The sequence below is a fragment of the Pseudomonas sp. PDM27 genome (genome assembly GCF_019219205.1).
Classification (GTDB): Bacteria; Pseudomonadota; Gammaproteobacteria; order Pseudomonadales; family Pseudomonadaceae; genus Aquipseudomonas; species Aquipseudomonas laurylsulfatiphila.
The window spans coordinates 255,482-280,034 of record NZ_JAHUWF010000003.1; the positions used below are offsets into that span (position 1 = coordinate 255,482).

A 24,553-nucleotide genomic window follows, 5' to 3' on the forward strand; every position below is an offset into this window, starting at 1 on the left:
CGGCAGCTCCTACAGGCTGCGATCTTTTGCGCTTCGCTTATCGACGCTGCGCGTTACGCACGGACACCTGGTCATTCAACGTCCAGAAGTCATACAGCACCCCGAGAAAGAACAACCCGCCGGTGAGCAGGTACAGCAGCCCGCTGATCCATTTCCCCTGATACATCCGGTGCACACCGAACACCCCGAGAAACGTCAGCAGAATCCACGCCACGTTGTATTCGATGGGCCCCGCGGTAAACCGAAGGTCAGCCTCGCGATCCATCGCCGGGATCAGGAACAGGTCGATCAGCCAGCCGATGCCCAGCAAACCAAAGGTGAAGAACCAGATCGTCCCGGTCACCGGCTTGCCGTAATAGAAGCGGTGAGCGCCGGTAAATCCGAAAATCCACAGCAAATAACCGATCACTTTGCTGTGGGTGTCTTGCTGCGGATAAGTCTGTTGATAGGGGTTCATGAATGACCTCGATTCACACGATAGATAAATATTCTTCAATTCTTTGTGACTTTTTTACAGGCACCCGACGTATGGCAAATGCTACCTTCACTCCCGTCAAAGCCTTGTAACACCGGACTTCTGTCCGACAATTGCGCCATTTTGCCGCTTTTTTGCCACCATTGTCCCCCAGGTTGAATCGACCAACGGCCTCGGAAGCGGCAAAAAAGCTGTTATAAAGTTGCGCGCTAACTTATTAAGAGCCTTGCCTAATGCGTTCATTTTTCAAGACATGGCTAACCATTTGCCTTTTGATGCCACTGGCCGCCCACGCCACCAATCGTGAGCAACGTCTTCCTAACGTTAATGGTTACACCCCTAAATCCCATGTCTCTGCTCCTTCGAGCAAAGACAAGAAATCCGCCAAATATGCTCCAAGCCTGGCCAACAGCAAAAGCGGCCTGGTTCCACCGATGGGCACCAAGGAAAGCAGCGACGTGCTGAGCCGCGCCGTAAACGTCCTTGGCACTCCCTATCGCTGGGGCGGCAGCAGCCCAAGCAAAGGCTTCGACTGCAGCGGCCTGGTGAAATACGCGTTCAACGACGCCACGTTCGACCTGCCACGCACCTCCAATGCCATGGCCAGCGGTCATGGGGAGAAAGTCGATCGCAACGACCTGAAGCCGGGCGACCTGATTTTCTTCAACATCAAGAGCCGTCGGGTCAATCACGTCGCCATTTACCTGGGCAATGACCGTTTCATCCACGCGCCACGTCGCGGCAAGTCGGTGAGCATCGACACCTTGAAGAAACCGTACTGGGAAAACCACTACGTGGTTGCCAAGCGGGTTCTGCCGAAAGAGCCGAATCAGATGCGGGTTGTTCAGCGCTGATTTGAAATTCCCGCCGCGATCCGACTTGCTCGCGAAGAGGCCCTTGAAAGCACCAAGCATCCTCCTCAAAACCCCTCCGGCGACCGCGCCTTCTCCCGCGCATGATCACGACTGATCAACCCCCTGTTCACCAGGTCCTTCAAGCACATATCCAGCGTCTGCATGCCCAACGCCCCTCCCGACTGAATCGCCGAGTACATCTGCGCCACCTTGTCTTCGCGGATCAGGTTGCGGATCGCCGACGTCCCCAGCATGATCTCGTGGGCCGCGATGCGCCCGCCGCCGACCTTCTTCACCAGCGTCTGGGACACCACCGCCAGCAGCGACTCGGAGAGCATCGAGCGCACCATTGACTTCTCGTCCCCCGGAAACACGTCCACCACCCGGTCAATGGTCTTCGCCGCCGACGTGGTGTGCAGCGTGCCGAACACCAGATGGCCGGTTTCGGCGGCGGTCAACGCCAGGCGTATGGTTTCCAGATCGCGCATCTCCCCCACCAGAATCACGTCCGGGTCCTCCCGCAACGCCGAGCGCAGGGCCGTGGCGAAGCTGCGGGTATCGCGGTGGACCTCACGCTGGTTGATCAGGCACTTGCGTGGCTCGTGGACAAACTCGATAGGGTCTTCAATAGTGAGGATGTGGTGATGGCGATGGTTATTGAGGTAATCGATCATCGCCGCCAGCGTGGTGGATTTTCCGGAACCGGTCGGGCCGGTCACCAGCACCAGGCCGCGGGGAGCGTCGGTCATTTTGCGAAACACTTCTCCCATGCCCAGTTCGTCCATGCTCTGCACTTTCGCCGCAATGGTGCGAAACACCGCACCCGCGCCACGGCTCTGATTGAACGCATTGGCCCGAAAACGCGCCACACCGGGCACCTCAAAGGAAAAGTCGATTTCCAGATGCTTCTCAAAGTCCGCCCGCTGGGTGTCGTTCATGATGGCATCGATCAGCGCCTGCACCTGTTGGTGGTCCAAGGCCGGCAGGTTGATGCGCCGCACATCGCCATCCACCCGAATCATCGGCGGCAGGCCAGCAGACAAATGCAGGTCCGACGCCCCCTGTTTGGCGCTGAACGCCAGCAGTTCAGTGATATCCATAGCGCCTCTCAATTCCAGTAGAATGCCGCGAACCTTCAGACCGCTGGCGCCTCTTGATGTCCACCATAGCAGACAACATTCTCGAAGTTAGTTCGCGCATCCATGCCGCAACACTTGCCGCCAATCGCGCCGAAAACAGCGTCCATCTGCTGGCCGTGAGCAAGACCAAACCTGCACAGGACCTGCGTGAAGCCTACGCCGCCGGCCTGCGCGACTTTGGCGAGAACTACCTGCAGGAAGCGCTGGGCAAACAGCTTGAACTGGCCGACCTGCCCTTGATCTGGCACTTCATCGGCCCCATTCAATCGAACAAGACTCGTGCTATCGCCGAGCACTTCGACTGGGTGCATTCCGTGGATCGCCTGAAAATCGCACAACGCCTGTCCGAACAACGTCCTGCCGATTTGCCGCCCCTGAATATCTGCATTCAGGTCAACGTCAGCGGTGAAGCCAGCAAATCCGGCTGCACCCCGGCTGACCTGCCGGCCCTGGCCAGTGCCATCAGCGCCCTGCCGCGCCTGACGTTGCGCGGGCTGATGGCCATCCCTGAGCCGACCGAAGATCGCGCCGCCCAGGACGCCGCGTTTGCGGCCGTGCAAAGCCTGCAAGCCAGCCTGAACCTGCCACTCGACACACTTTCCATGGGCATGAGCCACGACCTTGAGTCGGCCATTGCCCAGGGCGCCACCTGGGTCCGTATCGGTACGGCCCTGTTTGGCGCCCGCGATTACGATCGGCCATAACCCATGACCGACTCTCTTCTTTATAAGGACCTGACATGAGCAAGACGCGTATTGCCTTTATCGGTGCCGGCAACATGGCCGCCAGCCTGATCGGCGGCCTGCGGGCCAAGGGTCTGGAAGCCGCGCAGATCCGCGCCAGCGATCCGGGCGAAGAAACCCGCGCCCGCGTGAGCGCTGAACACGGCATCGAAACCTTCGCCGACAACGCCCAGGCCATCGACGGCGCCGACGTCGTCGTCCTTGCGGTCAAGCCGCAGGCGATGAAAGCCGTGTGCGAAGCGATTCGCCCAAGCCTCAAGCCCCATCAACTGGTGGTGTCGATTGCCGCAGGCATCACCTGCGCCAGCATGAACAACTGGCTTGGCGCCCAGCCGATCGTGCGCTGCATGCCCAACACCCCGGCGCTACTGCGTCAGGGCGTGAGCGGCTTGTTCGCAACAGCCCAAGTGAGCGCCGAACAGCGTCAGCAAGCCCAGGAGCTGCTGTCTGCGGTCGGCATCGCCTTATGGCTCAATGAAGAGCAGCAACTGGATGCCGTCACCGCCGTTTCCGGCTCGGGCCCGGCGTATTTCTTCCTGCTGATCGAGGCCATGACCGCCGCCGGCGTGAAACTTGGCCTGCCGGCGGACATCGCCGCGCAACTGACCCTGCAAACCGCACTGGGCGCCGCGCACATGGCGGTCTCCAGCGACGTCGACGCAGCCGAGCTGCGCCGCCGTGTCACCTCCCCTGCGGGCACTACTGAAGCTGCAATCAAGTCGTTCCAGGCCAATGGTTTTGAAGCCCTGGTCGAAAAAGCACTCGGCGCTGCCGCGCATCGCTCGGCCGAGATGGCCGAACAACTGGGTCAATAAGGAGCTTTTCATGATTGGATTGAACACCGCAGCGGTCTACGTGCTGCAAACCCTCGGCAGCCTGTACCTGCTGATCGTGCTGATGCGCTTCGTGCTGCAACTGGTGCGGGCGAACTTCTACAACCCGATCTGCCAGTTCATCGTCAAGGCCACCCAGCCCCTGCTCAAGCCGCTGCGCCGGATCATCCCGAGCGTGTTCGGCCTGGACATGTCCTCGCTGGTGCTGGCGATCCTGGTGCAACTGGCCCTGATGGCCCTGACCCTGTTGCTGACCTACGGCACCACCGGCAATCCGCTGCAACTGCTGATCTGGTCGATCATCGGTGTGACCGCGCTATTCCTGAACATCTTCTTCTTTGCCCTGATCATCAGCGTGATCCTGTCCTGGGTCGCACCGGGCAGCCATAACCCGGGCGCCGAACTGGTGAACGACGTCTGCGAGCCGGCCCTGGCGCCATTCCGCAAGTTCCTGCCAAACCTGGGCGGGCTTGATCTGTCGCCGATCTTTGCGTTCCTGGCGATCAAACTGATCGACATGCTGGTGATCAACAACCTCGCCGCCTTGACCATGATGCCGCAAATCCTCCGCGTGCTGATCTGACCCGGTGAGCTGGTTTCGCTGGGACGGTGACGACCTGATTCTGGAGTGTCACCTGCAACCGGCAGCCCGTAGCGATGATTTCGCCGGGCTGCACGGTGATCGCCTGAAGATCCGCCTGACCGCGCCGCCAGTCGAGGGCAAGGCCAACGCGTACCTGATGGCGTTTCTGGCCAAGGCCTTTGGCGTGTCCAAGAGCCAGGTCAGCTTGATCAGTGGCGAGTTGAACCGGCAGAAACGGGTGCGCATTTGCTCGCCGAAGAAGTTGCCGGACTTGCCTGGTTTGGCGCGACAGAACTGATATACCGAGGCGCTGCCTTCGCGAGCAAGCCCGCTCCCACAGGGGAATGCGTTCCTCTGTGGGAGCGGGCTTGCTCGCGAATGGCGCACCTCGGACTTACTGAAAGAAATCAGGCCCGGCCTTTGCTTGCCGCTAACCCCAGCGGTCTTTAGACTTACGCCTCATTTCAATGAGAGCAGGGTCGATGCCAGCTGCCTTTCCCCCCGATTCTGTTGGTCTGGTGACGCCGCAAGTGGCGCACTTCAGCGAGCCGCTGGCTTTGGCCTGTGGTCGTTCGCTCCCGGCCTATGACCTGATCTACGAAACCTACGGTACGCTCAACGCCACGGCGAGCAATGCCGTGCTGATCTGCCACGCCTTGTCCGGGCACCACCACGCTGCCGGCTATCACAGCGCCGACGACCGCAAACCCGGTTGGTGGGACAGCTGCATCGGCCCCGGCAAGCCGATCGATACCAACAAGTTCTTCGTGGTCAGCCTGAACAACCTCGGCGGCTGCAACGGCTCCACCGGCCCGAGCAGCATCAACCCGGACACCGGCAAGCCGTTCGGCGCCGATTTCCCGGTATTGACCGTCGAAGATTGGGTCCACAGCCAGGCGCGCCTGGCCGATCGCCTCGGCATCGCCCAGTTCGCGGCCGTGATCGGCGGCAGCCTCGGTGGCATGCAAGCGATGCAATGGAGCATCACCTACCCCGACCGCATCCGTCACTGCCTGGCCATCGCCTCGGCCCCCAAGCTGTCGGCACAGAACATCGCGTTCAACGAAGTGGCGCGCCAAGCGATCCTCACCGACCCTGAATTCCACGGCGGTTCGTTCCAGGAACAGGGCGTGATCCCCAAGCGCGGCCTGATGCTGGCGCGGATGGTCGGGCACATCACCTACCTGTCCGACGACTCCATGGGCGAAAAATTCGGCCGCGGCCTGAAGAGCGAGAAGCTCAACTACGACTTCCACAGCGTCGAGTTCCAGGTCGAAAGCTACCTGCGCTATCAGGGCGAAGAGTTCTCCGGGCGCTTTGATGCCAACACGTACCTGTTGATGACCAAGGCGCTCGATTACTTCGATCCGGCGGCGAACTTCGACGATAACCTGGCGAAAACCTTCGAAGGTGCGAAAGCCAAGTTCTGCGTGATGTCGTTCACCACCGACTGGCGCTTCTCCCCTGCCCGCTCGCGCGAGCTGGTGGACGCACTGATGGCCGCGCGCAAGGACGTCTGCTACCTCGAGATCGACGCACCGCAAGGCCACGACGCCTTCCTGATTCCGATCCCGCGCTACCTGCAGGCATTCGGCAATTACATGAACCGCATTACGCTGTGAGAAAGCCATGAGAGCTGATCTGGAAATCATCCAGGAATGGATCCCCGCCGGCAGCCGCGTGCTCGACCTCGGGTGCGGCGATGGCGAACTGCTGACCTGGCTGCGCGATAACAAGCAAGTCACCGGTTATGGCCTGGAAAACGACGCCGACAACATCGCCGAGTGCGTGGCCAAGGGCATCAACGTCATCGAACAGGACCTGGACAAGGGCCTGGGCAACTTCGCCAGCAACAGTTTCGACATCGTGGTCATGACCCAGGCCCTGCAAGCCGTGCACTACCCGGACAAGATCCTCGAAGAAATGCTGCGCGTGGGCCGTCAGTGCATCATCACCTTCCCCAATTTCGGTCACTGGCGCTGCCGCTGGTACCTGGCGAGCAAGGGCCGGATGCCGGTTTCCGAGTTCCTGCCGTACACCTGGTACAACACGCCGAACATCCACTTCTGCACCTTCGCGGACTTTGAAGCCTTGTGTCGCGAACGTGAAGCGAAGGTCATTGATCGGCTTGCCGTGGATCAACAGCATCGGCACGGGTGGGCCAGTAAGCTATGGCCTAATCTGTTAGGTGAGATCGGAATCTACCGCGTCAGCAGTCCGGGACTTTCCGACCACAAGGTCGCGGTCTGATCCACCCTATTTCAAGGAGAACGATCATGGGTCGTCTTGCTTTGTTTCTACTCACTGCCTGCCTGAGCGTCACCGCCATGGGCGCCGAAGCCATCAAGGGCGAGCGCCAGGAAACCTTTGGCGACGTGACGGTGCACTACAACACGTTCAACTCCACCTACCTGACCCCGGACATTGCCAAGTCCGCCGAACTGATCCGCAGCAAGAACCAGGGCGTGATCAATGTCTCGGTGCTCAAGGAAGGCAAGCCACTGATGGCCCAGGTGAGCGGTTCGGTCAAAGACCTGACCAGCCAGACCGTGCCACTGCAGTTCAAACAGATCACCGAACAAGGCGCGATCTACTACATCGCACAATATCCGGTGGATCAGCAGGAAGTCCGCACCTTCGACATCAAGGTGCAGACCGGTGACAAAATCAACACCATCAATTTCAACCAAGAGCTCTTCCCTGGCCAATGATCAACTTCACGCAACTCGTATTGGCCAGCCATAACGCCGGCAAACTCAAAGAACTCCAGGCCATGCTCGGCGAGTCGGTGCATCTGCGCTCGATCGGCGAGTTCAGCAGCGTCGAACCTGAAGAAACCGGCCTGTCGTTCGTCGAGAACGCCATCCTCAAGGCCCGTAATGCCGCGCGCATTTCCGGTTTGCCGGCGCTGGCCGACGATTCCGGGCTGGCGGTGGATTTCCTCGGCGGTGCGCCGGGTATCTACTCGGCGCGTTATGCCGACGGCAAGGGCGATGCGGCGAACAACGCCAAGCTCCTCGACGTGTTGAAAGACGTGCCTGAAGCCGAGCGTGGGGCGCAGTTCGTCTGCGTGCTGGCACTGGTACGTCATGCCGACGATCCGTTGCCGATCCTCTGCGAAGGTTTGTGGCACGGGCGAATCCTGACCCAGGCCAGCGGCGAACACGGTTTTGGCTACGACCCGCTGTTCTGGGTGCCGGAGCGCGATTGCTCCAGCGCCGAGCTGAGCCCGGCCGACAAGAACCAGATCAGCCACCGCGCCCGTGCAATGGATCTGCTGCGCCAGCGTCTGGGCTTGAAATGACCCGTGAATCATCCGCGTCGCCGCTGATCTTCGGCGGCGATGCTTCATCGCCCCGGGCGGCACTGCCTGTGTTGCCGCCCCTGGCGCTGTACATCCACATCCCGTGGTGTGTGCGCAAATGCCCTTATTGCGACTTCAACTCCCACACCGCCAGCCCTGTGCTGCCGGAGGAAGAGTATGTCGACGCGTTGCTGGCCGATCTCGACCAGGACCTGCACGCCGTCTATGGCCGTGAGCTGAGCTCGATCTTCTTTGGTGGCGGCACGCCGAGCCTGTTCAGTGCCGATTCCCTGGGTCGCTTGCTCAGAGGCGTCGAACAACGCATCCCCTTTGCCAGCGACATCGAAATCACGCTGGAAGCCAATCCGGGTACGTTCGAGCAAGACAAGTTCGTGGCATACCGGAAACTGGGGATCAATCGCCTGTCGATCGGCATCCAGAGTTTTCAGCAAGAAAAGCTTGAAGCCTTGGGGCGGATTCACAACGGCGACGAAGCCGTACGTGCCGCCGGCATGGCGCGGCAGGCCGGGTTCGACAACTTCAACCTGGACTTGATGCACGGCTTGCCGAATCAGTCCCTGGACGATGCCTTGGCCGACCTGCGCACAGCCATCGCCCTGAAACCGACACACCTGTCGTGGTATCAACTGACCCTGGAACCGAACACGGTGTTCTGGAACCAGCCGCCGACACTGCCGGAAGACGACACGCTGTGGGACATCCAGGAGGCCGGGCAAGCGCTGCTGGCTGAACACGGCTACGCACAGTACGAAGTCTCGGCCTATGCCCTGCCCGGTCGCCCGGCGCGACACAACCTCAACTACTGGAGTTTTGGCGACTTCATCGGCATCGGCGCCGGTGCCCACGGCAAGCTCAGTCACCCGGACGGGCGCATTGTCCGCACCTGGAAAACCCGCCTGCCGAAGGACTACCTGAATCCGGCGAAAAGCTTCCGGGCCGGCGAGAAAGCGCTGGGCAACGATGAAATGCCGTTCGAATTCCTGATGAACGCGCTGCGCCTGACTGAAGGCGTAGAATCGCGGCTGTACCCTGAACGTACCGGCATGCCCCTGGAAAGCCTTGCTGAAAGCCGACGTGAAGCCGAACAAAGCGGCCTGTTGCAGGTCGAACCGTCACGCCTGGTAGCCACGATGCGCGGACAACTCTTCCTCAACGACTTGCTGCAGAAATTTCTGACATAAGGAAATCGAATGGATTTGGTACTCGACCTGCTTGCCACCGTGTCTCGCTGGAGCCGCAGCAACCTCTCGGAAATCGCCCTGGCCCTGGTGGGCTGCCTGCTGGTGCTGTTTGGTGCGGATTTCAAAGGCTGGGTCGAGCAGCGCCTGGGCAGCATCGCCGGCGCCTTGCGCGTGCCGCTGATGTCCCTGCTGTGCATGATCGGCAGCGGCGCGGCGCTGATCTACGCCACGCCATGGGTCGTGCGCGGCTTGAACCAGTTCAACAACTACAGCCTGGCGCCGGTGTTGTTGGTGGTGTTGGTGTTGATTGGCGTGGTCGCGGATCGCCGCTGACCCTGCAGCACACACAAAACGACTGTGGGAGCGGGCTTGCTCGCGAAAGCGGTGTATCAGACAACATTAATGTCGACTGACACGACGCCTTCGCGAGCAAGCCCGCTCCCACATTGTTTTGTATTGCAGTTTAAGCCAGTTTTTCGAACTTCAAATCCCACACACCATGCCCAAGACGTTCGCCACGGCGTTCGAACTTGGTGATCGGGCGCTCGGCCGGGCGCGGTACGCACTTGCCGTCTTCGGCGAGGTTGCGGTAACCCGGGGCGACATTCATCACCTCCAGCATGTACTCGGCGTACGGTTCCCAGTCGGTGGCCATGTGCAGAATACCGCCGACCTTCAACTTGCTGCGCACCAGCTCGGCGAAGGACGCCTGGACGATACGGCGCTTGTGGTGACGGCTCTTGTGCCACGGATCCGGGAAAAACAGCATCAGGCGATCAAGGCTGTTATCGGCCACGCAGCGGTTGAGCACTTCGATCGCATCACAATCGTAGACTCGCAGGTTGGTCAGCCCCTGGGTCAGCACGCCATTGAGCAGCGCCCCGACACCCGGACGGTGAACCTCGACGCCGATGAAGTCCTGGTCCGGTGCAGCCGCTGCCATTTCCAGCAGCGAATGGCCCATGCCAAAACCGATTTCCAGCGAGCGCGGTGCCGAGCGACCGAACACCTGGTCGAAGTCCACCGGCGCGTCGGCCAGCGGCAGCACGAACAGCGGCGCGCCCTGCTCCAGGCCGCGTTGCTGGCCTTCGGTCATGCGCCCGGCGCGCATCACGAAACTCTTGATGCGGCGGTGTTGGCGCTCGTCGCCTTCTTCCGTCTGGATAGGCGTGTCGTTCGATTCAGTCATCAATGGCTCTTACTTGATCAGACCATCCAGCGGCGAAGAGGCGCTGGCATAGAGTTTTTTCGGCATACGGCCGGCGAGGTAAGCCAGGCGGCCTGCGACGATCGCATGTTTCATGGCTTCAGCCATCATGACCGGCTGCTGGGCGTGGGCGATGGCCGAGTTCATCAGCACCGCATCACAACCCAGTTCCATGGCGATGGTGGCGTCGGAAGCGGTACCGACGCCAGCATCCACCAGCACCGGGATTTTGGCTTCTTCGAGGATGATCTGCAGGTTGTACGGATTGCAGATCCCCAGACCTGAACCGATCAGACCGGCCAGCGGCATCACCGCGATACAGCCGATTTCCGCCAATTGCCGGGCGATGATCGGGTCATCACTGGTGTAGACCATCACGTCGAAGCCTTCCTTGACCAGCGTTTCGGCGGCCTTGAGGGTTTCGATCACGTTGGGGAACAGGGTTTTCTGATCGGCCAGCACTTCCAGCTTCACCAGGTTGTGGCCGTCGAGCAGCTCACGGGCCAGGCGGCAGGTGCGCACGGCTTCGATGGCGTCGTAGCAACCGGCGGTGTTCGGCAGGAAGGTGTAGCGATCCGGCGACAGCACTTCGAGCAGGTTCGGCTCGCCCTCGATCTGACCGAGGTTGGTGCGGCGCACGGCGAAGGTGACGATCTCGGCACCCGAGGCTTCGATGGCCAGGCGGGTTTCTTCCATGTCACGGTACTTGCCGGTACCGACCAGCAAACGCGACTGGTAAGTACGACCGGCCAGGACGAAAGGCTTGTCGCTGCGAACGATGCTCATGGGAAATCCTCTGTAGGGGTGAGGTACTTGCAGAATTCTGTGGCCTCTCGGCCGAGACTACTAGCCGCCGCCGATGGCGTGCACCACTTCGACGTTATCGCCGTCGTTCAACGTGGTGTCTGCATGCTGACTGCGCGGGACGATATCCAGATTGAGTTCGACCGCCACCCGGCGTCCGGTCAGGTCCAGACGGGTGATCAGGGCCGCAACGGTTTCACCGTCGGGCAGTTCAAAGGATTCGCCGTTCAACTGAATGCGCATGCCGGATGCCGCCATCATTTTTTGGGGCAGGCATTCTAGCCCGATCAGTCAGGCTGACCCAAGCCATTCGTCTTGAAATGCGATTCGTGCATTTCATGTAGGAGCTGCCGCAGGCTGCGATCTTTTGCCTTTTGTTTTTTAAGATCAAAAGATCGCAGCCTGCGGCAGCTCCTACATGAGGTCGTATTCCGGATCAGGTCAGGCGCCAGGCGGCAAGGCCCAGGCAGAGCCAGCCGACCAGGAAGGCCAGACCGCCGAAAGGCGTGATGATGCCGAGTTTGCTGATGCCGGTCAGCGTCAAGATGTACAGGCTGCCGGAGAACAGCAGGATACCGATGGCAAACGACGCACCGGCCCAGGTGACGAGTCGACCGGGAATTTGCGTGGCCAGCGCTGCGATACCGAGCAACGCCAAGGCGTGCACCAGTTGATAGGTGACGCCAGTGTGGAAGATCGCCAGGTACTCGGCGCTCAGGCGGCTCTTCAGGCCATGGGCGGCAAAGGCCCCTAGGCCGACACCGGTGAAGCCGAAAAAAGCGGCCAGCATCAGAAAGCCACGCAGCATGCAGAACTCCAGTCAGTTTCGATCCAAAGGGTCTGTATAATGGCCCGCTCAACGGGTTCGGCCAAGCCATCTCTATGCTGCGTATCTATTTCCGTCATTTCTCCAAGGCCGTGCTCTGGTTCATGGGTGGCAGCGTATTGCTGGTGCTGATCTTTCGCGTGGTGCCGCCTCCGGGGACGACACTGATGATCGAGCGCAAGATCGAATCCTGGATTGACGGCGAACCCATCGACCTGCAACGGACCTGGAAACCCTGGGACGAGATCTCCGACGACCTGAAAGTCGCGGTGATTGCCGGCGAAGACCAGAAATTCCCGGAGCACTGGGGCTTCGATATCGGCGCGATTCAGGCGGCGTTTGCCCATAACGAGCGCGGCGGTTCGATCCGTGGTGCCAGCACCCTGAGCCAGCAAGTCTCGAAAAACCTGTTCCTGTGGTCTGGCCGCAGCTGGCTGCGCAAAGGCCTGGAAGCCTGGTTCACCGGACTGATCGAAGTGTTCTGGCCCAAGCAGCGGATTCTTGAGGTGTACCTCAACAGTGTCGAGTGGGATGACGGGGTGTTTGGCGCGGAGGCTGCGGCACGGCATCATTTTGGTGTGAGCGCCAGGAACCTCAGCCGTCAGCAATCGAGCTTGTTGGCCGCCGTACTGCCAAACCCACGGGTCTGGAGCGCAAGCCATCCGACTTCATACGTTTCGCGGCGAGCGGGCTGGATTCGACAGCAGATGAGCCAGTTGGGCGGGGATAGCTATCTGGTGGGCCTGAACGATTCGCGTCGGGCACCTTGGTCTCAATAACCGATCACAATTCTTCAGGCCCTGAAAACCACTGTGGGAGCGGGCTTGCCCGCGATGACGGCCTGACATTCAACTTATGTATTGAATGTTCGGACCTCATCGCGAGCAAGCTCGCTCCCACAGGATCACTGCTCGGTTTTTTTACTGCCTGCCCGCCAGTTACGCAGCGATCGACAACTTGAGCTTGTTCATCGCGCTCTTCTCGAGCTGGCGAATACGCTCGGCCGACACGTTGTACTTCTGCGCCAGGTCGTGCAGCGTGGCTTTTTCTTCCGCCAGCCAGCGCTGGTAGAGAATGTCACGGCTACGGTCGTCCAGCACCTCCAGCGCTTCGTGCAGGTTGTGGTTGGAGTTGTCGCTCCAGTCGGCGTCCTCCAGTTGACGGGCCGGATCGTACCGGTGGTCTTCCAGATAGTTGGCCGGCGACTGGAAAGCACTGTCGTCGTCCGCTTCGGCAGCCGGGTCGAAGGCCATGTCATGGCCGGTCAGGCGGCTTTCCATCTCGCGCACTTCCCGAGGCTCTACGCCCAGGCTTTCAGCGACGCGATGAACTTCCTCGTTATTCAACCAGGCCAGGCGTTTCTTCTGGCTGCGCAGGTTGAAGAACAGCTTGCGCTGGGCCTTGGTGGTCGCGACCTTCACGATGCGCCAGTTGCGCAGGATGAACTCGTGGATTTCCGCCTTGATCCAGTGCACGGCAAAGGACACCAGGCGCACGCCCATTTCCGGGTTGAAGCGCTTCACGGCCTTCATCAGGCCGACGTTGCCTTCCTGGATCAGGTCAGCCTGAGCCAGGCCGTAGCCGGAATAGCTACGGGCGATATGTACGACAAAACGCAGGTGGGCGAGCACCATCTGCCGAGCCGCCCCCAAATCCTGCTCATAATAGAGACTCTCGGCCAGTTCACGCTCCTGCTCCGGCGACAGCAATGGAATGCTGTTGACGGTGTGCACATAGGCCTCCAGGTTCGCACCCGGGACCAGAGCATATGCAGGTTGCAAAGAATTGGTCATACGAAAAAACCTCCGACTTACAAACTCGTGCAGTTCAGCACTGCGAAAATTGACCGGAAACCGAAAGACAAGTTCCCTAAAACCCATAAACGCTGAAAGGTCAATACGAGCAAAATGATACTACTTAGGCGCAAGCTCCCTCAGGTGGCGTGCGACTGCAATCCATGCACCGATATACCCCAACAGCACCGCGCCAAGCAAGAGAGACAGACCGTCGGCAACTGGCACTCCAGCCAGCGCAAAATCACTGCCGTACAAACCGGCCAGCCCTACCACCGCGTCGTTCAGCCAATCAAGGCCGAACGCAAGCACGCCCCAGGACAGAATCCCCGCACCGAAGCCATACAGCGCCCCCATGTACAGGAAGGGCCTGCGGACATAGCTGTCAGTGCCGCCGACCAGTTTAATCACTTCTATCTCTGTGCGGCGGTTTTCAATATGAAGACGAATGGTATTGCCTATCACCAAAAGTAATGCAGAAACCAGAAGTACGGTCAAACCGAAGACAAAACGGTCACCCAGCTTGAGGATGGCTGCCAGACGCTCAACCCAGACTAAATCAAGTTGCGCCTGCTGTACCTTCGGCAGCTCGGATAGTTTTTGTCTTAATGCTTCAAGGGCCGGCTTGTCGACTTCGGTCGGCGTTACCAACACCACGCCTGGCAACGGGTTCTCCGGCAACTCCTTGAGGGCTTCGCCCAAACCGGACTGTTGCTGGAACTCTTCCAGCGCCTGATCCCGGCCAACGTATTCGGCGTCGGCGACGCCAGGCATGCCCTTGATCTGATCGCGCAGCGATTCGCCTTCGGCTGGCTTGGCCTCAAGGTCCAGATACAGGGAAATCTGCGCCGCGCGCTGCCAGGAACCACCCAGGCGCTCGACGTTACTTAGCAAAAGTGACAGCCCCATGGGCAAGCTCAGGGCCACCGCCATCACCATGCAGGTGAAAAAGCTGCCGATGGGCTGCTTGCCCAGGCGACGCAGGCTGTCGACCATGCTGGCGCGATGGCTTTCGATCCAGGCACGGAACAACGTGGCGAAGTCCGGCCCGTCATCATCGTCGTGTTTTTTCTTTTGCGGCTGCGGATCGGCGGCTTTCGGGGCCACGCGCTCGGAAACCTTGGGGCTACGTGTTGCACTCATACCGCGGCCTCCCCGTCACCGATCAATCGACCGCGTTGCAGCGTCAGCATGCGATGGCGCATGCGGGCGATCAGGGCCAGGTCGTGACTGGCGATCAGCACGCTGGTGCCCAGGCGATTGATGTCTTCGAACACCCCCATGATCTCGGCGGCCAGACGCGGGTCGAGGTTACCGGTCGGTTCATCCGCCAGCAGCAAGGCCGGACGGTGGACGATGGCGCGGGCGATGCCGACGCGCTGCTGCTGACCGGTGGACAGGTCACCCGGGTACAGATCGGTTTTATCCGACAGCGCCACGCGCTCCAGTGCCGAGTCCACGCGCTTGGCGATCTCGGCCTTGGACAGGCCCAGGATCTGCAAAGGCAACGCGACGTTATTGAACACCGTGCGATCGAACAGCAACTGGTGATTCTGGAACACCACGCCGATCTGCCGGCGCAAGAAAGGAATCTGCGCGTTGCTGATGGTGCTCAGGTCTTGCCCGGCGAGCAGCAACTTGCCGCTGGTCGGGCGCTCCATCGCCAGCAACAGGCGCAACAGCGTGGATTTACCGGCGCCGGAATGGCCGGTGACAAACAAGAACTCGCCACGACGGACTCGAAAGCTCAGCTCATGCAAGCCGACGTGACCGTTCGGGTAGCGCTTACCGACCTGTTCGAAACGAATCATGAACGCTCCCGCTCGGCAAACAATGCCTGGACAAAGGGTTCTGCTTCAAAGGTACGCAAATCGTCGATGCCTTCGCCGACGCCAATGTAGCGGATCGGCAGGCCGAATTGCTTGGCCAGGGCAAAAATCACCCCGCCCTTGGCGGTGCCGTCGAGCTTGGTCAGCGCCAGGCCGGTCAGTTCGACGGTCTGGTTGAATTGTTTGGCCTGGTTGATGGCGTTCTGGCCGGTACCGGCGTCAAGCACCAGGAGCACTTCGTGAGGTGCGTCGGCGTCGAGCTTGCCGATCACCCGGCGAACCTTTTTCAGTTCTTCCATCAGGTTGTCTTTGGTGTGCAGGCGGCCGGCGGTGTCGGCGATCAGCACATCGATGCCACGGGCCTTGGCGGCCTGCACAGCGTCGAAGATCACCGAGGCCGAGTCGGCGCCAGTATGCTGGGCGATCACCGGGATCTTGTTGCGCTCGCCCCAGACCTGCAACTGCTCTACCGCCGCCGCACGGAAGGTGTCGCCTGCGGCGAGCATGACTTTCTTGCCTTCCAGCTGCAGTTTCTTCGCCAGCTTGCCGATGGTGGTGGTCTTGCCGGCACCGTTGACGCCGACGACCAGAATCACGAACGGCTTGTTCTGCGAGGTGATTTTCAGCGGCTGCTCGACAGGCTTGAGCATGGCCGCCAGCTCGGCTTGCAGGGATTTATACAGGGCATCGGCGTCAGCCAGCTCCTTGCGCGCAACCTTCTGCGTCAGGCGCTGAATGATCACCGAGGTGGCTTCGACACCGACGTCGGCAGTCAGCAGACGGGTCTCGAGGTCCTCGAGCAGTTCGTCATCAATAACCTTCTTGCCGAGGAACAGGCTGGCCATGCCTTCGCCGATACTGGCGCTGGTCTTGGACAGGCCCTGCTTGAGGCGGGCGAAGAAACCGGCTTTGGTTTCTTCGGTGCGTACGGGTTCTACCGGGGTTTCGACGGGCGTCGCGATCGGCGCAGGAATCGGAGCGGGTGCCGGTGCTTGAGCAACCGGAGCAACCGGAGCAACCGGAGCATCGAATACCGGAACCTCTGGCTGGCTGACAACGGAAACAGGCTCGGCCACGACGACGGGTTCAACAATCGCTTCGACCACAGGCGCATGAACCGGTGCAGGCACAAACGCTGCCGGGGCCGGAATCGGCGGGGTCACGTGGGGGGCCAGGTCATTTTCGACCAACGCCACGGGCTCTTCGGCTACCGGCAGGGTCAACCACGGTTCGGCCGTCGGGACCAGCGGCTGTTCGGTGACGATTTCGCTGACAGGTTCGGGAGCGGCTTCAACCTTGGGCTGCAGCAACGGCTCGGCAACCGGCAGAACAACCGGCGCGGGCACTTCTTCTATTACCGGAACCGGCGTCGGTGCTGGCTCAGGAATGGCTTGTGGCTGTTCGACGACGGGTTCCTGCGGCTTTTTGCGCAGCCATCCGAACAGGCTTTTTTTCTCGCCAGCCGCAGCTGGGGTCTTCTTGTCGTCGTTGGAACCAAACATGGAGGACGGCTATCTCACGGTAGCGACGCGCCAATGGCGCCCCGGCAAATAAATAATCGATGCAGAACAGACTGTGTTTCACCCAGCTTGTTCACGCGCAACATTTTGTCGAGGTGCTCAATGGCACCTCACGGAATCGAATTCTCATTGGACTAAAGCAGCAAAATCGGCGAAAACGCGGAATTCAGTTGATAAATATCCACCTTCCGTCGCAAACCCATTCAACCTGATCAAGCATAAAGGCCTGATAGGCGTGGCCGCCGCTAAAACGGATCAGTATCCTAGCACCCTCTCGCCCGCTGACGCTAAGAACAAGCGGGCAGCCCCAAAGGTTTGAAAACGAATGAATGCTCTTGCCCGCCGCGCCGCAGGCCTGCTGCTCAGCACAGTTTGCCTGCCCCTTTCGGCCCTGGCTGCCGACCCGCAACCCACCCACGAATTCACTCTAGACAATGGCTTGAAGGTGGTCGTGCGCGAAGACCATCGTGCACCTGTTGTGGTTTCCCAGGTCTGGTACAAGGTCGGCTCCAGCTACGAGACGCCGGGCAATACCGGCCTGTCCCACGCTCTGGAACACATGATGTTCAAGGGCAGCGAGAAGGTCGGCCCCGGTGAAGCCTCGCTGATCCTGCGCGACCTCGGCGCCGAAGAGAACGCTTTCACCAGCGACGACTTCACCGCGTACTACCAGGTGCTGGCCCGGGATCGCCTGGGCGTGGCCTTCGAACTGGAAGCCGACCGCATGGCCAGCCTGCGCCTGCCGGCCGACGAGTTCGCCAAGGAAATTGAAGTCATCAAGGAAGAACGTCGCCTGCGCACCGACGACAAGCCGATGTCCAAGGCCTATGAGCGCTTCAAGGCCATGGCTTACCCGGCCAGCGGCTATCACACGCCGACCATCGGCTGGATGGCCGATCTTGAGCGGATGAAGGTCGAAGAACTGCGCAACTGGTACCAGACCTGGTACGTGCCGAACAACGCCACGCTGGTGGTGGTCGGCGACGTGACGCCTGACGAAGTCAAGGCGCTGGCCCAACGCTATTTCGGTCCGATCGCCAAGCGTGATGTGCCAGCCGCGAAAAAGCCGCTGGAACTGGCCGAACCGGGCGAGCGCCAGATCACCCTGCATGTGCAAACCCAACTGCCAAGCTTGATGCTGGCCTTCAACGTGCCGAGCATTGCCACCGCCGAAGACAAGCGCCTGGTCAATGCCCTTCGCCTGATCTCGGCACTGCTCGATGGCGGGTACAGCGGACGCATCCCGACGCAACTGGAGCGCGGAGAAGAACTGGTGTCCGGCGGCTCGTCGAGTTACGACGCCTACACCCGTGGCGACAGCCTGTTCACCCTGTCGGCGTCGCCGAACTCGCAGAAACACAAGACCATCGCCCAGGCAGAAGCCGGATTGTGGAAGCTGCTCGATCAGTTGAAAACCACTGCGCCGACGGCCGAAGAGCTCGAACGGGTTCGCGCACAAGTCATCGCCGGCCTGGTCTACGAGCGCGACTCGATCACCAGCCAGGCCACCGCCATCGGCCAACTGGAAACCGTCGGCCTGTCATGGCAGCTGATGGACACCGAACTGGCCGACCTGGAAAGCGTGACCCCGGAAGATATCCAGAAAGCCGCCAAGCTGTATTTCACCCGCGAACGTCTCAGCGTCGCCCATGTACTGCCTCTGGAGACGACTCATGAGTGAGCGTAAACCCTCCCGCCTGGCCCTGATCGGGCTGATCGCTGCCGCCGTTATCGGCTCTGCCGCGTTCTATCTGTCGCGCTCCGGCGAAACCAGTGCCAGTGAAGCCCTGGACAAAGCCAAGGCCAGCCAGAAACTGCAATCGCTGACCGAACTCAACGGCAAGGCGCCGGACCACCGCAAGCTGGACGTGCAGACCTGGAACACGGCCGAAGGCACCAAGGTGCTGTTCGTCGAAGCCCATGAGCTGCCGATGTTCGACATGCGCCTGATCTTCGCCGCCGGCAGCAGCCAGGATGGCGATGCACCAGGCCTGGCGCTTCTGACCAACGCCATGCTCAACGAAGGCGTGGCCGGCAAAGACGTCGGCGCCATTGCCCAGGGCTTCGAAGGCCTGGGCGCCGATTTCGGCAACGGTGCTTACAAAGACATGGCAATCGCTTCACTGCGCAGCCTGAGTGCCAAGGACAAGCGCGAGCCGGCCCTGAAGCTGTTCGCCGAAGTCATCGGCAAGCCGACCTTCCCTGCCGACTCACTGCTGCGCATCAAGAACCAGATGCTCGCCGGTTTCGAATACCAGAAACAGAACCCCGGCAAACTGGCGAGCCTGGAACTGATGAGCCGCTTGTACGGTGATCACCCGTACGCGCATTCCAGCGACGGCACGGCGAAAAGCGTACCGGCGATCACTCAGGCACAACTGCGTGCTTTCCACGAGAAAGCCTACGCGGCCGGTAACGTGGTGATCGCGCTGGTCGGCGACCTGTCCCGCGCCGAAGCCGAAACGATTGCCGCACAGGTTTCCGCCGCCCTGCCCCAAGGTCCGGCGCTGCCAAAAATCGCGCAGCCGACTGAGCCGAAGGCGAGCATCGGCCACATAGAATTCCCGTCCAAGCAGACCAACCTGATGCTCGCGCAATTGGGCATCGATCGCGACGATCCGGACTACGCGGCGCTGTCCATGGGCAACCAGATTCTCGGTGGCGGCGGTTTCGGCACCCGGTTGATGAGCGAAGTGCGCGAGAAGCGTGGCCTGACCTACGGCGTGTATTCTGGCTTCACCCCGATGCAGGTGCGCGGCCCGTTCATGATCAACCTGCAGACCCGCGCCGAGATGAGCGAAGGCACCCTGAAACTGGTGCAGGACGTCCTGGCCGACTACCTTGAAACCGGCCCGACCGAAAAGGAACTCGACGACGCCAAGCGCGAACTGGCCGGCAGTTTTCCACTGTCTACTGCCAGCAACGCCGATATCGTCGGCCAACTGGGCGCCATCGGCTTCTACAACCTGCCGTTGAGCCACCTGGAAGAATTCATGCAACAGTCCCAGGCCTTGACCGTTGAACAGGTCAAAGCCGCCATGAACAAACACCTGGGCACGGACAAAATGGTCATCGTCAGCGCTGGCCCGACCGTGCCGCAAAAGCCGTTACCGGCCCCTACTGATAAACCTTCCGAGCAGCCGCTCGGGGTTCCGGAGCATTAATGGCCAGCCCCAAGAAACCCGCCAAAAACGTCCATAACGGCGTGAACCAGTTGCGCATCATCGGTGGCGAATGGCGCAGCCGCAAACTGAGCTTCCCCGACGCCCCGGGCCTGCGCCCGACGCCGGACCGCGTGCGTGAAACCCTGTTCAACTGGCTCGCGCCGTACGTGCCGGGCGCCAAGGTGCTCGACCCGTTCACCGGCAGCGGCGCGTTGTTCCTCGAAGCCCTGTCCCGTGGCGCGGCCATGGGCCAGGCGCTGGACGCCAGCAGCATCGCAGTGTCCAGCCTGAAGGAGCACCTGGGCACCCTGCGGTGCACCAACGGCCAGGTCCAGACCGCCGATGCCCTGCGCTACCTGGAAACCCAGACCGCAACGGCCTACGACCTGGTGTTCCTCGATCCGCCGTTCAACCAGAACCTGCTGCCCGCCGTTTGCAAGTTGCTCGAAGAGCGCCAATGGCTGGCCGAAGATGCCTGGGTGTACACCGAAAGCGAGTCCGCGCCGTCGACCCTGGGCCTGCCGGAGAACTGGCGCCTGCACCGCGAGCAGAAATCCGGGCGCGTCTACTACTCGTTGTGGCAACGTATGGCAGAGATCGCCGGTTAATCGACCGGCCTGAAAAAGGTGCGTACCTGCTACGCACCGCTGCATCGAGAAAGAACGTGCCCCATCCGCCAGAACGCTTCACCCCAGCCTTCGGCCTCGGCAATCCGCACTTGCAAACCTTGTGGGGGCCGCTGTGGCGTAAAACCGTGCACATCGGCCGCGAACGCGAACGCCTGTGGCTTGAAGATGGCGACTTCCTCGATCTGGACTGGCACGGTCCGCACAGCGCCGACGCGCCTTTGGTGCTGGTGCTGCACGGGCTTACCGGGTCCTCGAATTCACCTTATGTCGCTGGCCTACAAAAAGCCTTGGGTGACCGGGGCTGGGCCAGCGTCGCGCTGAACTGGCGCGGTTGCTCGGGCGAACCCAATCTGCTGCCACGCAGTTACCATTCCGGTGCCAGTGAAGACCTGGCCGAAGCGATCAGACACTTGCGAGCCAAACGACCTCTCGCCCCCCTGTATGCGGTGGGCTACTCCCTCGGGGGTAATGTCCTGCTCAAGCATCTGGGCGAAACCGGCAGCGACAGCGGCGTGACGGCCGCCGTGGCGGTATCGGTGCCGTTCCGCCTGGACCAGTGCGCCGACCGTATCGGCCAGGGTTTCTCCAAGGTTTACCAGGCACATTTCATGCGCGAGATGGTCGCCTACATCAAGAACAAACAGCGACAGTTCCAGCACGACGGACGCGAGGATGGACTGGCCGCATTGGCTGCGCTTGGCTCGCTGGAAAACATGCGCACGTTCTGGGATTTTGATGGCCGGGTTACCGCACCGCTGAACGGCTTTGTCGATGCCGAGGATTATTATCGCCGCGCCTCGAGCCGCTACTTCCTCGGCGAGATTCGTACGCCGACCTTGATGATTCAGGCCGCCGACGATCCGTTCGTGTTTCCCCACAGCCTGCCGCACGCCGATGAGTTGTCCGCATCCACGCAATTCGAGCTGCAAGCCAAGGGCGGGCATGTCGGCTTCGTCGACGGTACGCTAAGGCAACCGGGTTACTACCTTGAACGGCGCATCCCCGAGTGGCTGGCCGCCACAGGGCGCGCCTGACTCATGGACGCTGACCAGGGCGAGTCAATCCACTTCTGGCAAACCCCGCCCCTGGCCGGGGTCGAGTTGTTGTCCGCCCGCTACATCGATCATCGTTTTGCCCCGCACGTGCATGACGGCTATGTGATCGGCATGATAATGGCCGGTGCCCAGCGTTATCGCTATCGCGGTGCCGAACACCTCGCGGGCAGCGGCACGCTGGTGCTGATCAACCCCGATGAATTGCACACCGGCCACAAAGGCACCGAGGATGGCTGGCTTTACCGGGCGTTTTATCCGGACAGCGGGCAGATAACCTCGCTGCTGGCCGAACTCGAACTGCCGACCCACCACCTGCCGGCCTTCGGCGCCACGCTGTATCGCGATCAGGATCTGGTGAACGGCTTCTGCCAACTTCATCGCCTGCTGGAAAGCCCCGCCACCGCGTTGCAGCAACAAACGGTCTGGCGCGAACTGGTGCTGTCGCTGTTGCAGCGTCACGCGGCGGTGCCCGATGCCGGTAAGCCCGGCAAGGAACACCGGGCCGTGAGCCTGGCCAAGGAATTGCTGCACGCGCAACTGGCAGCGCCACCCTCACTGGAGACGCTGGCGGCGGCGGTCAACCTCTCGCCCTTCCATTTCGCCCGGGTGTTCCGCCGGGCCACCGGCATGCCGCCGCACACCTGGCTGATGCAACAACGCATCGCCCGGGCACGGGCGTTGCTGCAGAGTGGCTGTCTGCCGCTGGAAGTCGCCATGCAACTGGGGTTTGCCGACCAGAGCCACCTGAGTCGGCAGTTCAAGCAGGTGTATGGGGTTGGACCGGGGGCGTATCGCAGTGCAAAAAGGGGACTCGAGGCTTAACTAGATCTCACAGACACCATCCATCCCTGTGGGAGTGAGCTTGCTCGCGATGGCGGCTTAACAATCAGCATCAATATTGAATGTGATGGCCCCATCGCGAGCAAGCTCGCTCCCACAAGGTTTCGTGATGCTCACTCGCCCGTGGCAATGCCCCGCGCAGGCTCGTTGATCCACTCGCTCCACGACCCGGCATACAGCGAACCCAACGGATAACCGGCCAGACACAACGCAAACAGGTTGTGGCACGCCGTTACGCCGGAACCGCAGTACGCCACCAGATCCTTCGGCGAACGATCGCCCAGTTTTGCGGCAAAACGCTGCTTGAGCTGATCGGCCGGCAGAAAACGCCCGTCACTGCCCAGGTTGTCGGTAAACGCCGCGCACCGGGCGCCGGGAATGTGCCCGGCGATCGGATCGATCGGTTCCACTTCACCTTTGAAGCGCGGCAGTGCGCGGGCATCGAGCAGGGTCAGTTCCGGCCGGGCGAGGCGCTTCTGCAGCTGTTCGGCACTGATCAGCAACGCCGTGTCAGGACTGCCGGTGAAGGAACCACGAGTGATCGCCGGCGCATCCAGGCTCAGCGGCAAACCGGCCGCATGCCAGGCCTTGAGGCCGCCATCGAGGATGAATACACCGTCGCGTTTACCCAACCAGGCCAGCAACCACCAGGCCCGCGCCGCATAGGCCCCCGGACCGTCGTCGTACAGAACCACTTCGCTATCGGCGTTGATGCCCCAGGCTTGCAGGCGCTCGATCAGTTGCGCCGGCTCGGGCAGCGGATGGCGCCCGGTCACGCCCTTGACCACCACGCCACTCAGATCACGCTCGAGGTCGGCGTAGCTCGAACCGGCGATGTGCCCTTCGGCATAGCTGCGCTGACCGTAAACCGGGTCTTCGAGGGCAAAACGACAATCCAGAATCACCAGCCCCGGCTGGTCCTTTTTCAGGTCCAGTGCTTGCGGGCTGATCAGTTGCGCAATGGGCATAACGGGCTCCTGTGATTTTTATCAGACGTCGATCCTACGACACTTCCTCGAGCGCCTGGGCCAGGGGCACGTAAAACTCTTCGAACAAGGCCTTGACCGCATCGCGGGACTGATCCGTGACGAACCCAGCTTCCAGCACCAGCACCTGATAAACCCCGCGTTTAATGGCCTGTTCGCTCAAGTGGCTGGAGTTCTCCCGCGTGGTGCACAGGAAGCGCACCCAGGACGTGAGGATGATCCAGGCATTGAGAGTCAGGGATTCGATCTGCACCTTGTCCATTTTCAAAATGCCGGCGGCGACAAAACCTTCATAAATCGCCCCACCCTGGATCAGGCAACGCTGGGAAAAGCGTCGATAGCGGTCGGCCAGCTCGGGGTCGCTGTCGAGCAAATGTTCGAGATCGCGATGCAGAAAGCGGTAGCGCCACATCGCCGACAGCAGCTCCTTGAGGTAGAAGCGCTTGTCTTCCACCGTGGCGGCGCGGCCCTGGGGCGGGCGCAGGAAGCTGTCCACCAGGCTTTCGTACTCGCTGAACAGCACGGCGATGATCGCCTGCTTGTTAGGGAAGTGGTAGTACAGATTGCCCGGGGAAATTTCCATATGGGCAGCAATGTGGTTGGTACTGATGCTGCGCTCGCCCTGCTGGTTGAACAGCTCCAGGCTGTTCTGCACGATGCGCTCGCTGGTTTTGATCCGTGGGGCCATGGCTTGAGCTTTAATTCAGAGTGCGTTGACGGGCATCTTAGATCTATCCGCGAGCGGATAAAACAAAGCTGTTACAGGA

At 60.9% G+C, this 24,553-nt stretch carries 29 protein-coding genes; 17 read left to right on the plus strand and 12 right to left on the minus strand.

The genetic code is table 11. The annotated features are described in order from the left end of the window. Positions 1-37: 37 nt before the first annotated feature. Entirely contained in the window at positions 38-457 is a 420-nt protein-coding gene (locus tag KW838_RS08980) for an NINE protein (RefSeq protein WP_102699957.1), read from the minus strand. A 251-nt stretch (positions 458-708) separates the two neighbouring features. On the opposite strand from KW838_RS08980, the gene KW838_RS08985 reads away from it, so the two are divergent. Further along, complete coding sequence (locus tag KW838_RS08985) at positions 709-1,329, plus strand: C40 family peptidase (protein WP_104450138.1); 621 nt, start codon at positions 709-711, stop codon at positions 1,327-1,329. Between the two features lie 65 nt (positions 1,330-1,394). On the opposite strand, the gene KW838_RS08990 is transcribed toward KW838_RS08985, so the two are convergent. Then, on the minus strand, positions 1,395-2,429 hold the full coding sequence (locus tag KW838_RS08990; RefSeq protein WP_218500926.1) for a type IV pilus twitching motility protein PilT: 1,035 nt from the start codon (positions 2,427-2,429) through the stop codon (positions 1,395-1,397). 56 nt (positions 2,430-2,485) lie between these two features. Here KW838_RS08990 and KW838_RS08995 point away from each other — a divergent pair, with 56 nt between their 5' ends. The 10 genes from KW838_RS08995 (at position 2,486) to KW838_RS09040 (ending at position 9,466) form a co-directional block, all read left to right on the plus strand. Next, positions 2,486-3,172, plus strand: a complete 687-nt coding sequence (locus KW838_RS08995; protein WP_015097206.1) for a YggS family pyridoxal phosphate-dependent enzyme — start codon at positions 2,486-2,488, stop codon at positions 3,170-3,172. A gap of 35 nt (positions 3,173-3,207) precedes the next feature. Next, positions 3,208-4,026 (plus strand): pyrroline-5-carboxylate reductase, encoded by an 819-nt coding sequence (gene proC / locus KW838_RS09000; protein ID WP_218500927.1) that lies wholly within the window; start codon positions 3,208-3,210, stop codon positions 4,024-4,026. 10 nt (positions 4,027-4,036) lie between these two features. Continuing rightward, positions 4,037-4,627, plus strand: coding sequence for a YggT family protein (locus KW838_RS09005; protein ID WP_007975402.1), 591 nt, complete (start codon positions 4,037-4,039; stop codon positions 4,625-4,627). A 4-nt stretch (positions 4,628-4,631) separates the two neighbouring features. Further along, complete coding sequence (locus tag KW838_RS09010) at positions 4,632-4,925, plus strand: DUF167 domain-containing protein (RefSeq protein ID WP_102699961.1); 294 nt, start codon at positions 4,632-4,634, stop codon at positions 4,923-4,925. 184 nt (positions 4,926-5,109) lie between these two features. After that, entirely contained in the window at positions 5,110-6,249 is a 1,140-nt protein-coding gene (locus KW838_RS09015; protein WP_015097209.1) for a homoserine O-acetyltransferase, read from the plus strand. Positions 6,250-6,256: 7 nt separating this feature from the next. Beyond that, a complete protein-coding gene (gene metW, locus KW838_RS09020; RefSeq protein ID WP_007975398.1) occupies positions 6,257-6,877 on the plus strand; it encodes a methionine biosynthesis protein MetW in 621 nt (206 codons plus the stop codon). A 26-nt stretch (positions 6,878-6,903) separates the two neighbouring features. Then, positions 6,904-7,338, plus strand: coding sequence for a DUF4426 domain-containing protein (locus tag KW838_RS09025; RefSeq protein WP_102699963.1), 435 nt, complete (start codon positions 6,904-6,906; stop codon positions 7,336-7,338). Next, complete coding sequence (gene rdgB / locus KW838_RS09030) at positions 7,335-7,931, plus strand: RdgB/HAM1 family non-canonical purine NTP pyrophosphatase (RefSeq protein WP_007975395.1); 597 nt, start codon at positions 7,335-7,337, stop codon at positions 7,929-7,931. Before KW838_RS09025 ends, rdgB begins: the two co-directional genes overlap by 4 nt. After that, entirely contained in the window at positions 7,928-9,133 is a 1,206-nt protein-coding gene (hemW, locus tag KW838_RS09035; RefSeq protein WP_256358783.1) for a radical SAM family heme chaperone HemW, read from the plus strand. Before rdgB ends, hemW begins: the two co-directional genes overlap by 4 nt. Positions 9,134-9,142: 9 nt before the next feature. Continuing rightward, on the plus strand, positions 9,143-9,466 hold the full coding sequence (locus tag KW838_RS09040) for a DUF3392 domain-containing protein (protein ID WP_218500928.1): 324 nt from the start codon (positions 9,143-9,145) through the stop codon (positions 9,464-9,466). 130 nt (positions 9,467-9,596) lie between these two features. Here KW838_RS09040 and trmB read toward each other — a convergent pair whose 3' ends face one another. The 4 genes from trmB to KW838_RS09060 form a co-directional block, all read right to left on the minus strand. Further along, positions 9,597-10,322 (minus strand): tRNA (guanosine(46)-N7)-methyltransferase TrmB, encoded by a 726-nt coding sequence (gene trmB / locus KW838_RS09045; RefSeq protein ID WP_057398140.1) that lies wholly within the window; start codon positions 10,320-10,322, stop codon positions 9,597-9,599. 9 nt (positions 10,323-10,331) lie between these two features. Continuing rightward, the gene (locus KW838_RS09050; protein ID WP_007975390.1) at positions 10,332-11,126 is read right to left on the minus strand and encodes a thiazole synthase; all 795 of its coding nucleotides are present in this window, start codon (positions 11,124-11,126) and stop codon (positions 10,332-10,334) included. Between the two features lie 60 nt (positions 11,127-11,186). Next, a complete protein-coding gene (gene thiS, locus KW838_RS09055) occupies positions 11,187-11,387 on the minus strand; it encodes a sulfur carrier protein ThiS (protein ID WP_160386128.1) in 201 nt (66 codons plus the stop codon). Positions 11,388-11,580: 193 nt separating this feature from the next. After that, positions 11,581-11,952: a DUF423 domain-containing protein gene (locus KW838_RS09060; protein ID WP_218500929.1), complete on the minus strand. Its 372-nt coding sequence runs from the start codon at positions 11,950-11,952 to the stop codon at positions 11,581-11,583. 74 nt (positions 11,953-12,026) lie between these two features. Here KW838_RS09060 and mtgA point away from each other — a divergent pair, with 74 nt between their 5' ends. Next, entirely contained in the window at positions 12,027-12,749 is a 723-nt protein-coding gene (gene mtgA / locus KW838_RS09065; RefSeq protein ID WP_218500930.1) for a monofunctional biosynthetic peptidoglycan transglycosylase, read from the plus strand. 159 nt (positions 12,750-12,908) lie between these two features. Here mtgA and rpoH read toward each other — a convergent pair whose 3' ends face one another. The 4 genes from rpoH to ftsY form a co-directional block, all read right to left on the minus strand. After that, positions 12,909-13,763, minus strand: a complete 855-nt coding sequence (rpoH, locus tag KW838_RS09070; protein WP_007975386.1) for an RNA polymerase sigma factor RpoH — start codon at positions 13,761-13,763, stop codon at positions 12,909-12,911. A gap of 120 nt (positions 13,764-13,883) precedes the next feature. Then, positions 13,884-14,906, minus strand: a complete 1,023-nt coding sequence (gene ftsX, locus KW838_RS09075) for a permease-like cell division protein FtsX (RefSeq protein WP_095964214.1) — start codon at positions 14,904-14,906, stop codon at positions 13,884-13,886. Continuing rightward, positions 14,903-15,574 (minus strand): cell division ATP-binding protein FtsE, encoded by a 672-nt coding sequence (ftsE, locus tag KW838_RS09080; protein WP_007975383.1) that lies wholly within the window; start codon positions 15,572-15,574, stop codon positions 14,903-14,905. Before ftsE ends, ftsX begins: the two co-directional genes overlap by 4 nt. Beyond that, positions 15,571-17,094 carry a signal recognition particle-docking protein FtsY gene (ftsY, locus tag KW838_RS09085; RefSeq protein WP_218500931.1) on the minus strand — a complete coding sequence of 508 codons (1,524 nt, stop codon included), beginning with the start codon at positions 17,092-17,094 and terminating at the stop codon, positions 15,571-15,573. Before ftsY ends, ftsE begins: the two co-directional genes overlap by 4 nt. Positions 17,095-17,437: 343 nt before the next feature. On the opposite strand from ftsY, the gene KW838_RS09090 reads away from it, so the two are divergent. The 5 genes from KW838_RS09090 to KW838_RS09110 are packed head-to-tail and all read left to right on the plus strand — an operon-like array spanning position 17,438 to position 22,782. Then, positions 17,438-18,793 carry a pitrilysin family protein gene (locus tag KW838_RS09090; RefSeq protein ID WP_102699970.1) on the plus strand — a complete coding sequence of 452 codons (1,356 nt, stop codon included), beginning with the start codon at positions 17,438-17,440 and terminating at the stop codon, positions 18,791-18,793. Beyond that, entirely contained in the window at positions 18,786-20,276 is a 1,491-nt protein-coding gene (locus KW838_RS09095; protein ID WP_218500932.1) for a pitrilysin family protein, read from the plus strand. The genes KW838_RS09090 and KW838_RS09095 overlap by 8 nt, the downstream gene beginning before the upstream one ends. After that, positions 20,276-20,884: a 16S rRNA (guanine(966)-N(2))-methyltransferase RsmD gene (gene rsmD / locus KW838_RS09100; RefSeq protein WP_015097219.1), complete on the plus strand. Its 609-nt coding sequence runs from the start codon at positions 20,276-20,278 to the stop codon at positions 20,882-20,884. Before KW838_RS09095 ends, rsmD begins: the two co-directional genes overlap by 1 nt. 56 nt (positions 20,885-20,940) lie before the next feature. Next, positions 20,941-21,939: a hydrolase gene (locus KW838_RS09105; RefSeq protein WP_218500933.1), complete on the plus strand. Its 999-nt coding sequence runs from the start codon at positions 20,941-20,943 to the stop codon at positions 21,937-21,939. Between the two features lie 3 nt (positions 21,940-21,942). After that, positions 21,943-22,782 (plus strand): AraC family transcriptional regulator, encoded by an 840-nt coding sequence (locus KW838_RS09110; RefSeq protein WP_007975374.1) that lies wholly within the window; start codon positions 21,943-21,945, stop codon positions 22,780-22,782. A 131-nt stretch (positions 22,783-22,913) separates the two neighbouring features. Here the strand turns inward: KW838_RS09110 and KW838_RS09115 are convergent, their stop codons facing one another. Together KW838_RS09115 and KW838_RS09120 are read right to left on the minus strand one after the other, a co-directional pair. Beyond that, positions 22,914-23,768, minus strand: coding sequence for a sulfurtransferase (locus KW838_RS09115; protein WP_218500934.1), 855 nt, complete (start codon positions 23,766-23,768; stop codon positions 22,914-22,916). Between the two features lie 34 nt (positions 23,769-23,802). Further along, a complete protein-coding gene (locus tag KW838_RS09120) occupies positions 23,803-24,474 on the minus strand; it encodes a TetR/AcrR family transcriptional regulator (protein WP_015097223.1) in 672 nt (223 codons plus the stop codon). Between the last annotated feature and the right edge of the window lie 79 nt (positions 24,475-24,553).

What these genes read in the sequence shown, in the direction of transcription:
- KW838_RS08980 (WP_102699957.1), bottom strand. Translation starts at nt 457, where the DNA reads ATGAACCCCTATCAACAGACTTATCCGCAGCAAGACACCCACAGCAAA.
- KW838_RS08985 (WP_104450138.1), top strand. Translation starts at nt 709, where the DNA reads ATGCGTTCATTTTTCAAGACATGGCTAACCATTTGCCTTTTGATGCCA.
- KW838_RS08990 (WP_218500926.1), bottom strand. Translation starts at nt 2,429, where the DNA reads ATGGATATCACTGAACTGCTGGCGTTCAGCGCCAAACAGGGGGCGTCG.
- KW838_RS08995 (WP_015097206.1), top strand. Translation starts at nt 2,486, where the DNA reads ATGTCCACCATAGCAGACAACATTCTCGAAGTTAGTTCGCGCATCCAT.
- proC (WP_218500927.1), top strand. Translation starts at nt 3,208, where the DNA reads ATGAGCAAGACGCGTATTGCCTTTATCGGTGCCGGCAACATGGCCGCC.
- KW838_RS09005 (WP_007975402.1), top strand. Translation starts at nt 4,037, where the DNA reads ATGATTGGATTGAACACCGCAGCGGTCTACGTGCTGCAAACCCTCGGC.
- KW838_RS09015 (WP_015097209.1), top strand. Translation starts at nt 5,110, where the DNA reads ATGCCAGCTGCCTTTCCCCCCGATTCTGTTGGTCTGGTGACGCCGCAA.
- metW (WP_007975398.1), top strand. Translation starts at nt 6,257, where the DNA reads ATGAGAGCTGATCTGGAAATCATCCAGGAATGGATCCCCGCCGGCAGC.
- KW838_RS09025 (WP_102699963.1), top strand. Translation starts at nt 6,904, where the DNA reads ATGGGTCGTCTTGCTTTGTTTCTACTCACTGCCTGCCTGAGCGTCACC.
- rdgB (WP_007975395.1), top strand. Translation starts at nt 7,335, where the DNA reads ATGATCAACTTCACGCAACTCGTATTGGCCAGCCATAACGCCGGCAAA.
- hemW (WP_256358783.1), top strand. Translation starts at nt 7,928, where the DNA reads ATGACCCGTGAATCATCCGCGTCGCCGCTGATCTTCGGCGGCGATGCT.
- KW838_RS09040 (WP_218500928.1), top strand. Translation starts at nt 9,143, where the DNA reads ATGGATTTGGTACTCGACCTGCTTGCCACCGTGTCTCGCTGGAGCCGC.
- trmB (WP_057398140.1), bottom strand. Translation starts at nt 10,322, where the DNA reads ATGACTGAATCGAACGACACGCCTATCCAGACGGAAGAAGGCGACGAG.
- KW838_RS09050 (WP_007975390.1), bottom strand. Translation starts at nt 11,126, where the DNA reads ATGAGCATCGTTCGCAGCGACAAGCCTTTCGTCCTGGCCGGTCGTACT.
- thiS (WP_160386128.1), bottom strand. Translation starts at nt 11,387, where the DNA reads ATGCGCATTCAGTTGAACGGCGAATCCTTTGAACTGCCCGACGGTGAA.
- KW838_RS09060 (WP_218500929.1), bottom strand. Translation starts at nt 11,952, where the DNA reads ATGCTGCGTGGCTTTCTGATGCTGGCCGCTTTTTTCGGCTTCACCGGT.
- mtgA (WP_218500930.1), top strand. Translation starts at nt 12,027, where the DNA reads ATGCTGCGTATCTATTTCCGTCATTTCTCCAAGGCCGTGCTCTGGTTC.
- rpoH (WP_007975386.1), bottom strand. Translation starts at nt 13,763, where the DNA reads ATGACCAATTCTTTGCAACCTGCATATGCTCTGGTCCCGGGTGCGAAC.
- ftsX (WP_095964214.1), bottom strand. Translation starts at nt 14,906, where the DNA reads ATGAGTGCAACACGTAGCCCCAAGGTTTCCGAGCGCGTGGCCCCGAAA.
- ftsE (WP_007975383.1), bottom strand. Translation starts at nt 15,574, where the DNA reads ATGATTCGTTTCGAACAGGTCGGTAAGCGCTACCCGAACGGTCACGTC.
- ftsY (WP_218500931.1), bottom strand. Translation starts at nt 17,094, where the DNA reads ATGTTTGGTTCCAACGACGACAAGAAGACCCCAGCTGCGGCTGGCGAG.
- KW838_RS09090 (WP_102699970.1), top strand. Translation starts at nt 17,438, where the DNA reads ATGAATGCTCTTGCCCGCCGCGCCGCAGGCCTGCTGCTCAGCACAGTT.
- KW838_RS09095 (WP_218500932.1), top strand. Translation starts at nt 18,786, where the DNA reads ATGAGTGAGCGTAAACCCTCCCGCCTGGCCCTGATCGGGCTGATCGCT.
- rsmD (WP_015097219.1), top strand. Translation starts at nt 20,276, where the DNA reads ATGGCCAGCCCCAAGAAACCCGCCAAAAACGTCCATAACGGCGTGAAC.
- KW838_RS09110 (WP_007975374.1), top strand. Translation starts at nt 21,943, where the DNA reads ATGGACGCTGACCAGGGCGAGTCAATCCACTTCTGGCAAACCCCGCCC.
- KW838_RS09115 (WP_218500934.1), bottom strand. Translation starts at nt 23,768, where the DNA reads ATGCCCATTGCGCAACTGATCAGCCCGCAAGCACTGGACCTGAAAAAG.
- KW838_RS09120 (WP_015097223.1), bottom strand. Translation starts at nt 24,474, where the DNA reads ATGGCCCCACGGATCAAAACCAGCGAGCGCATCGTGCAGAACAGCCTG.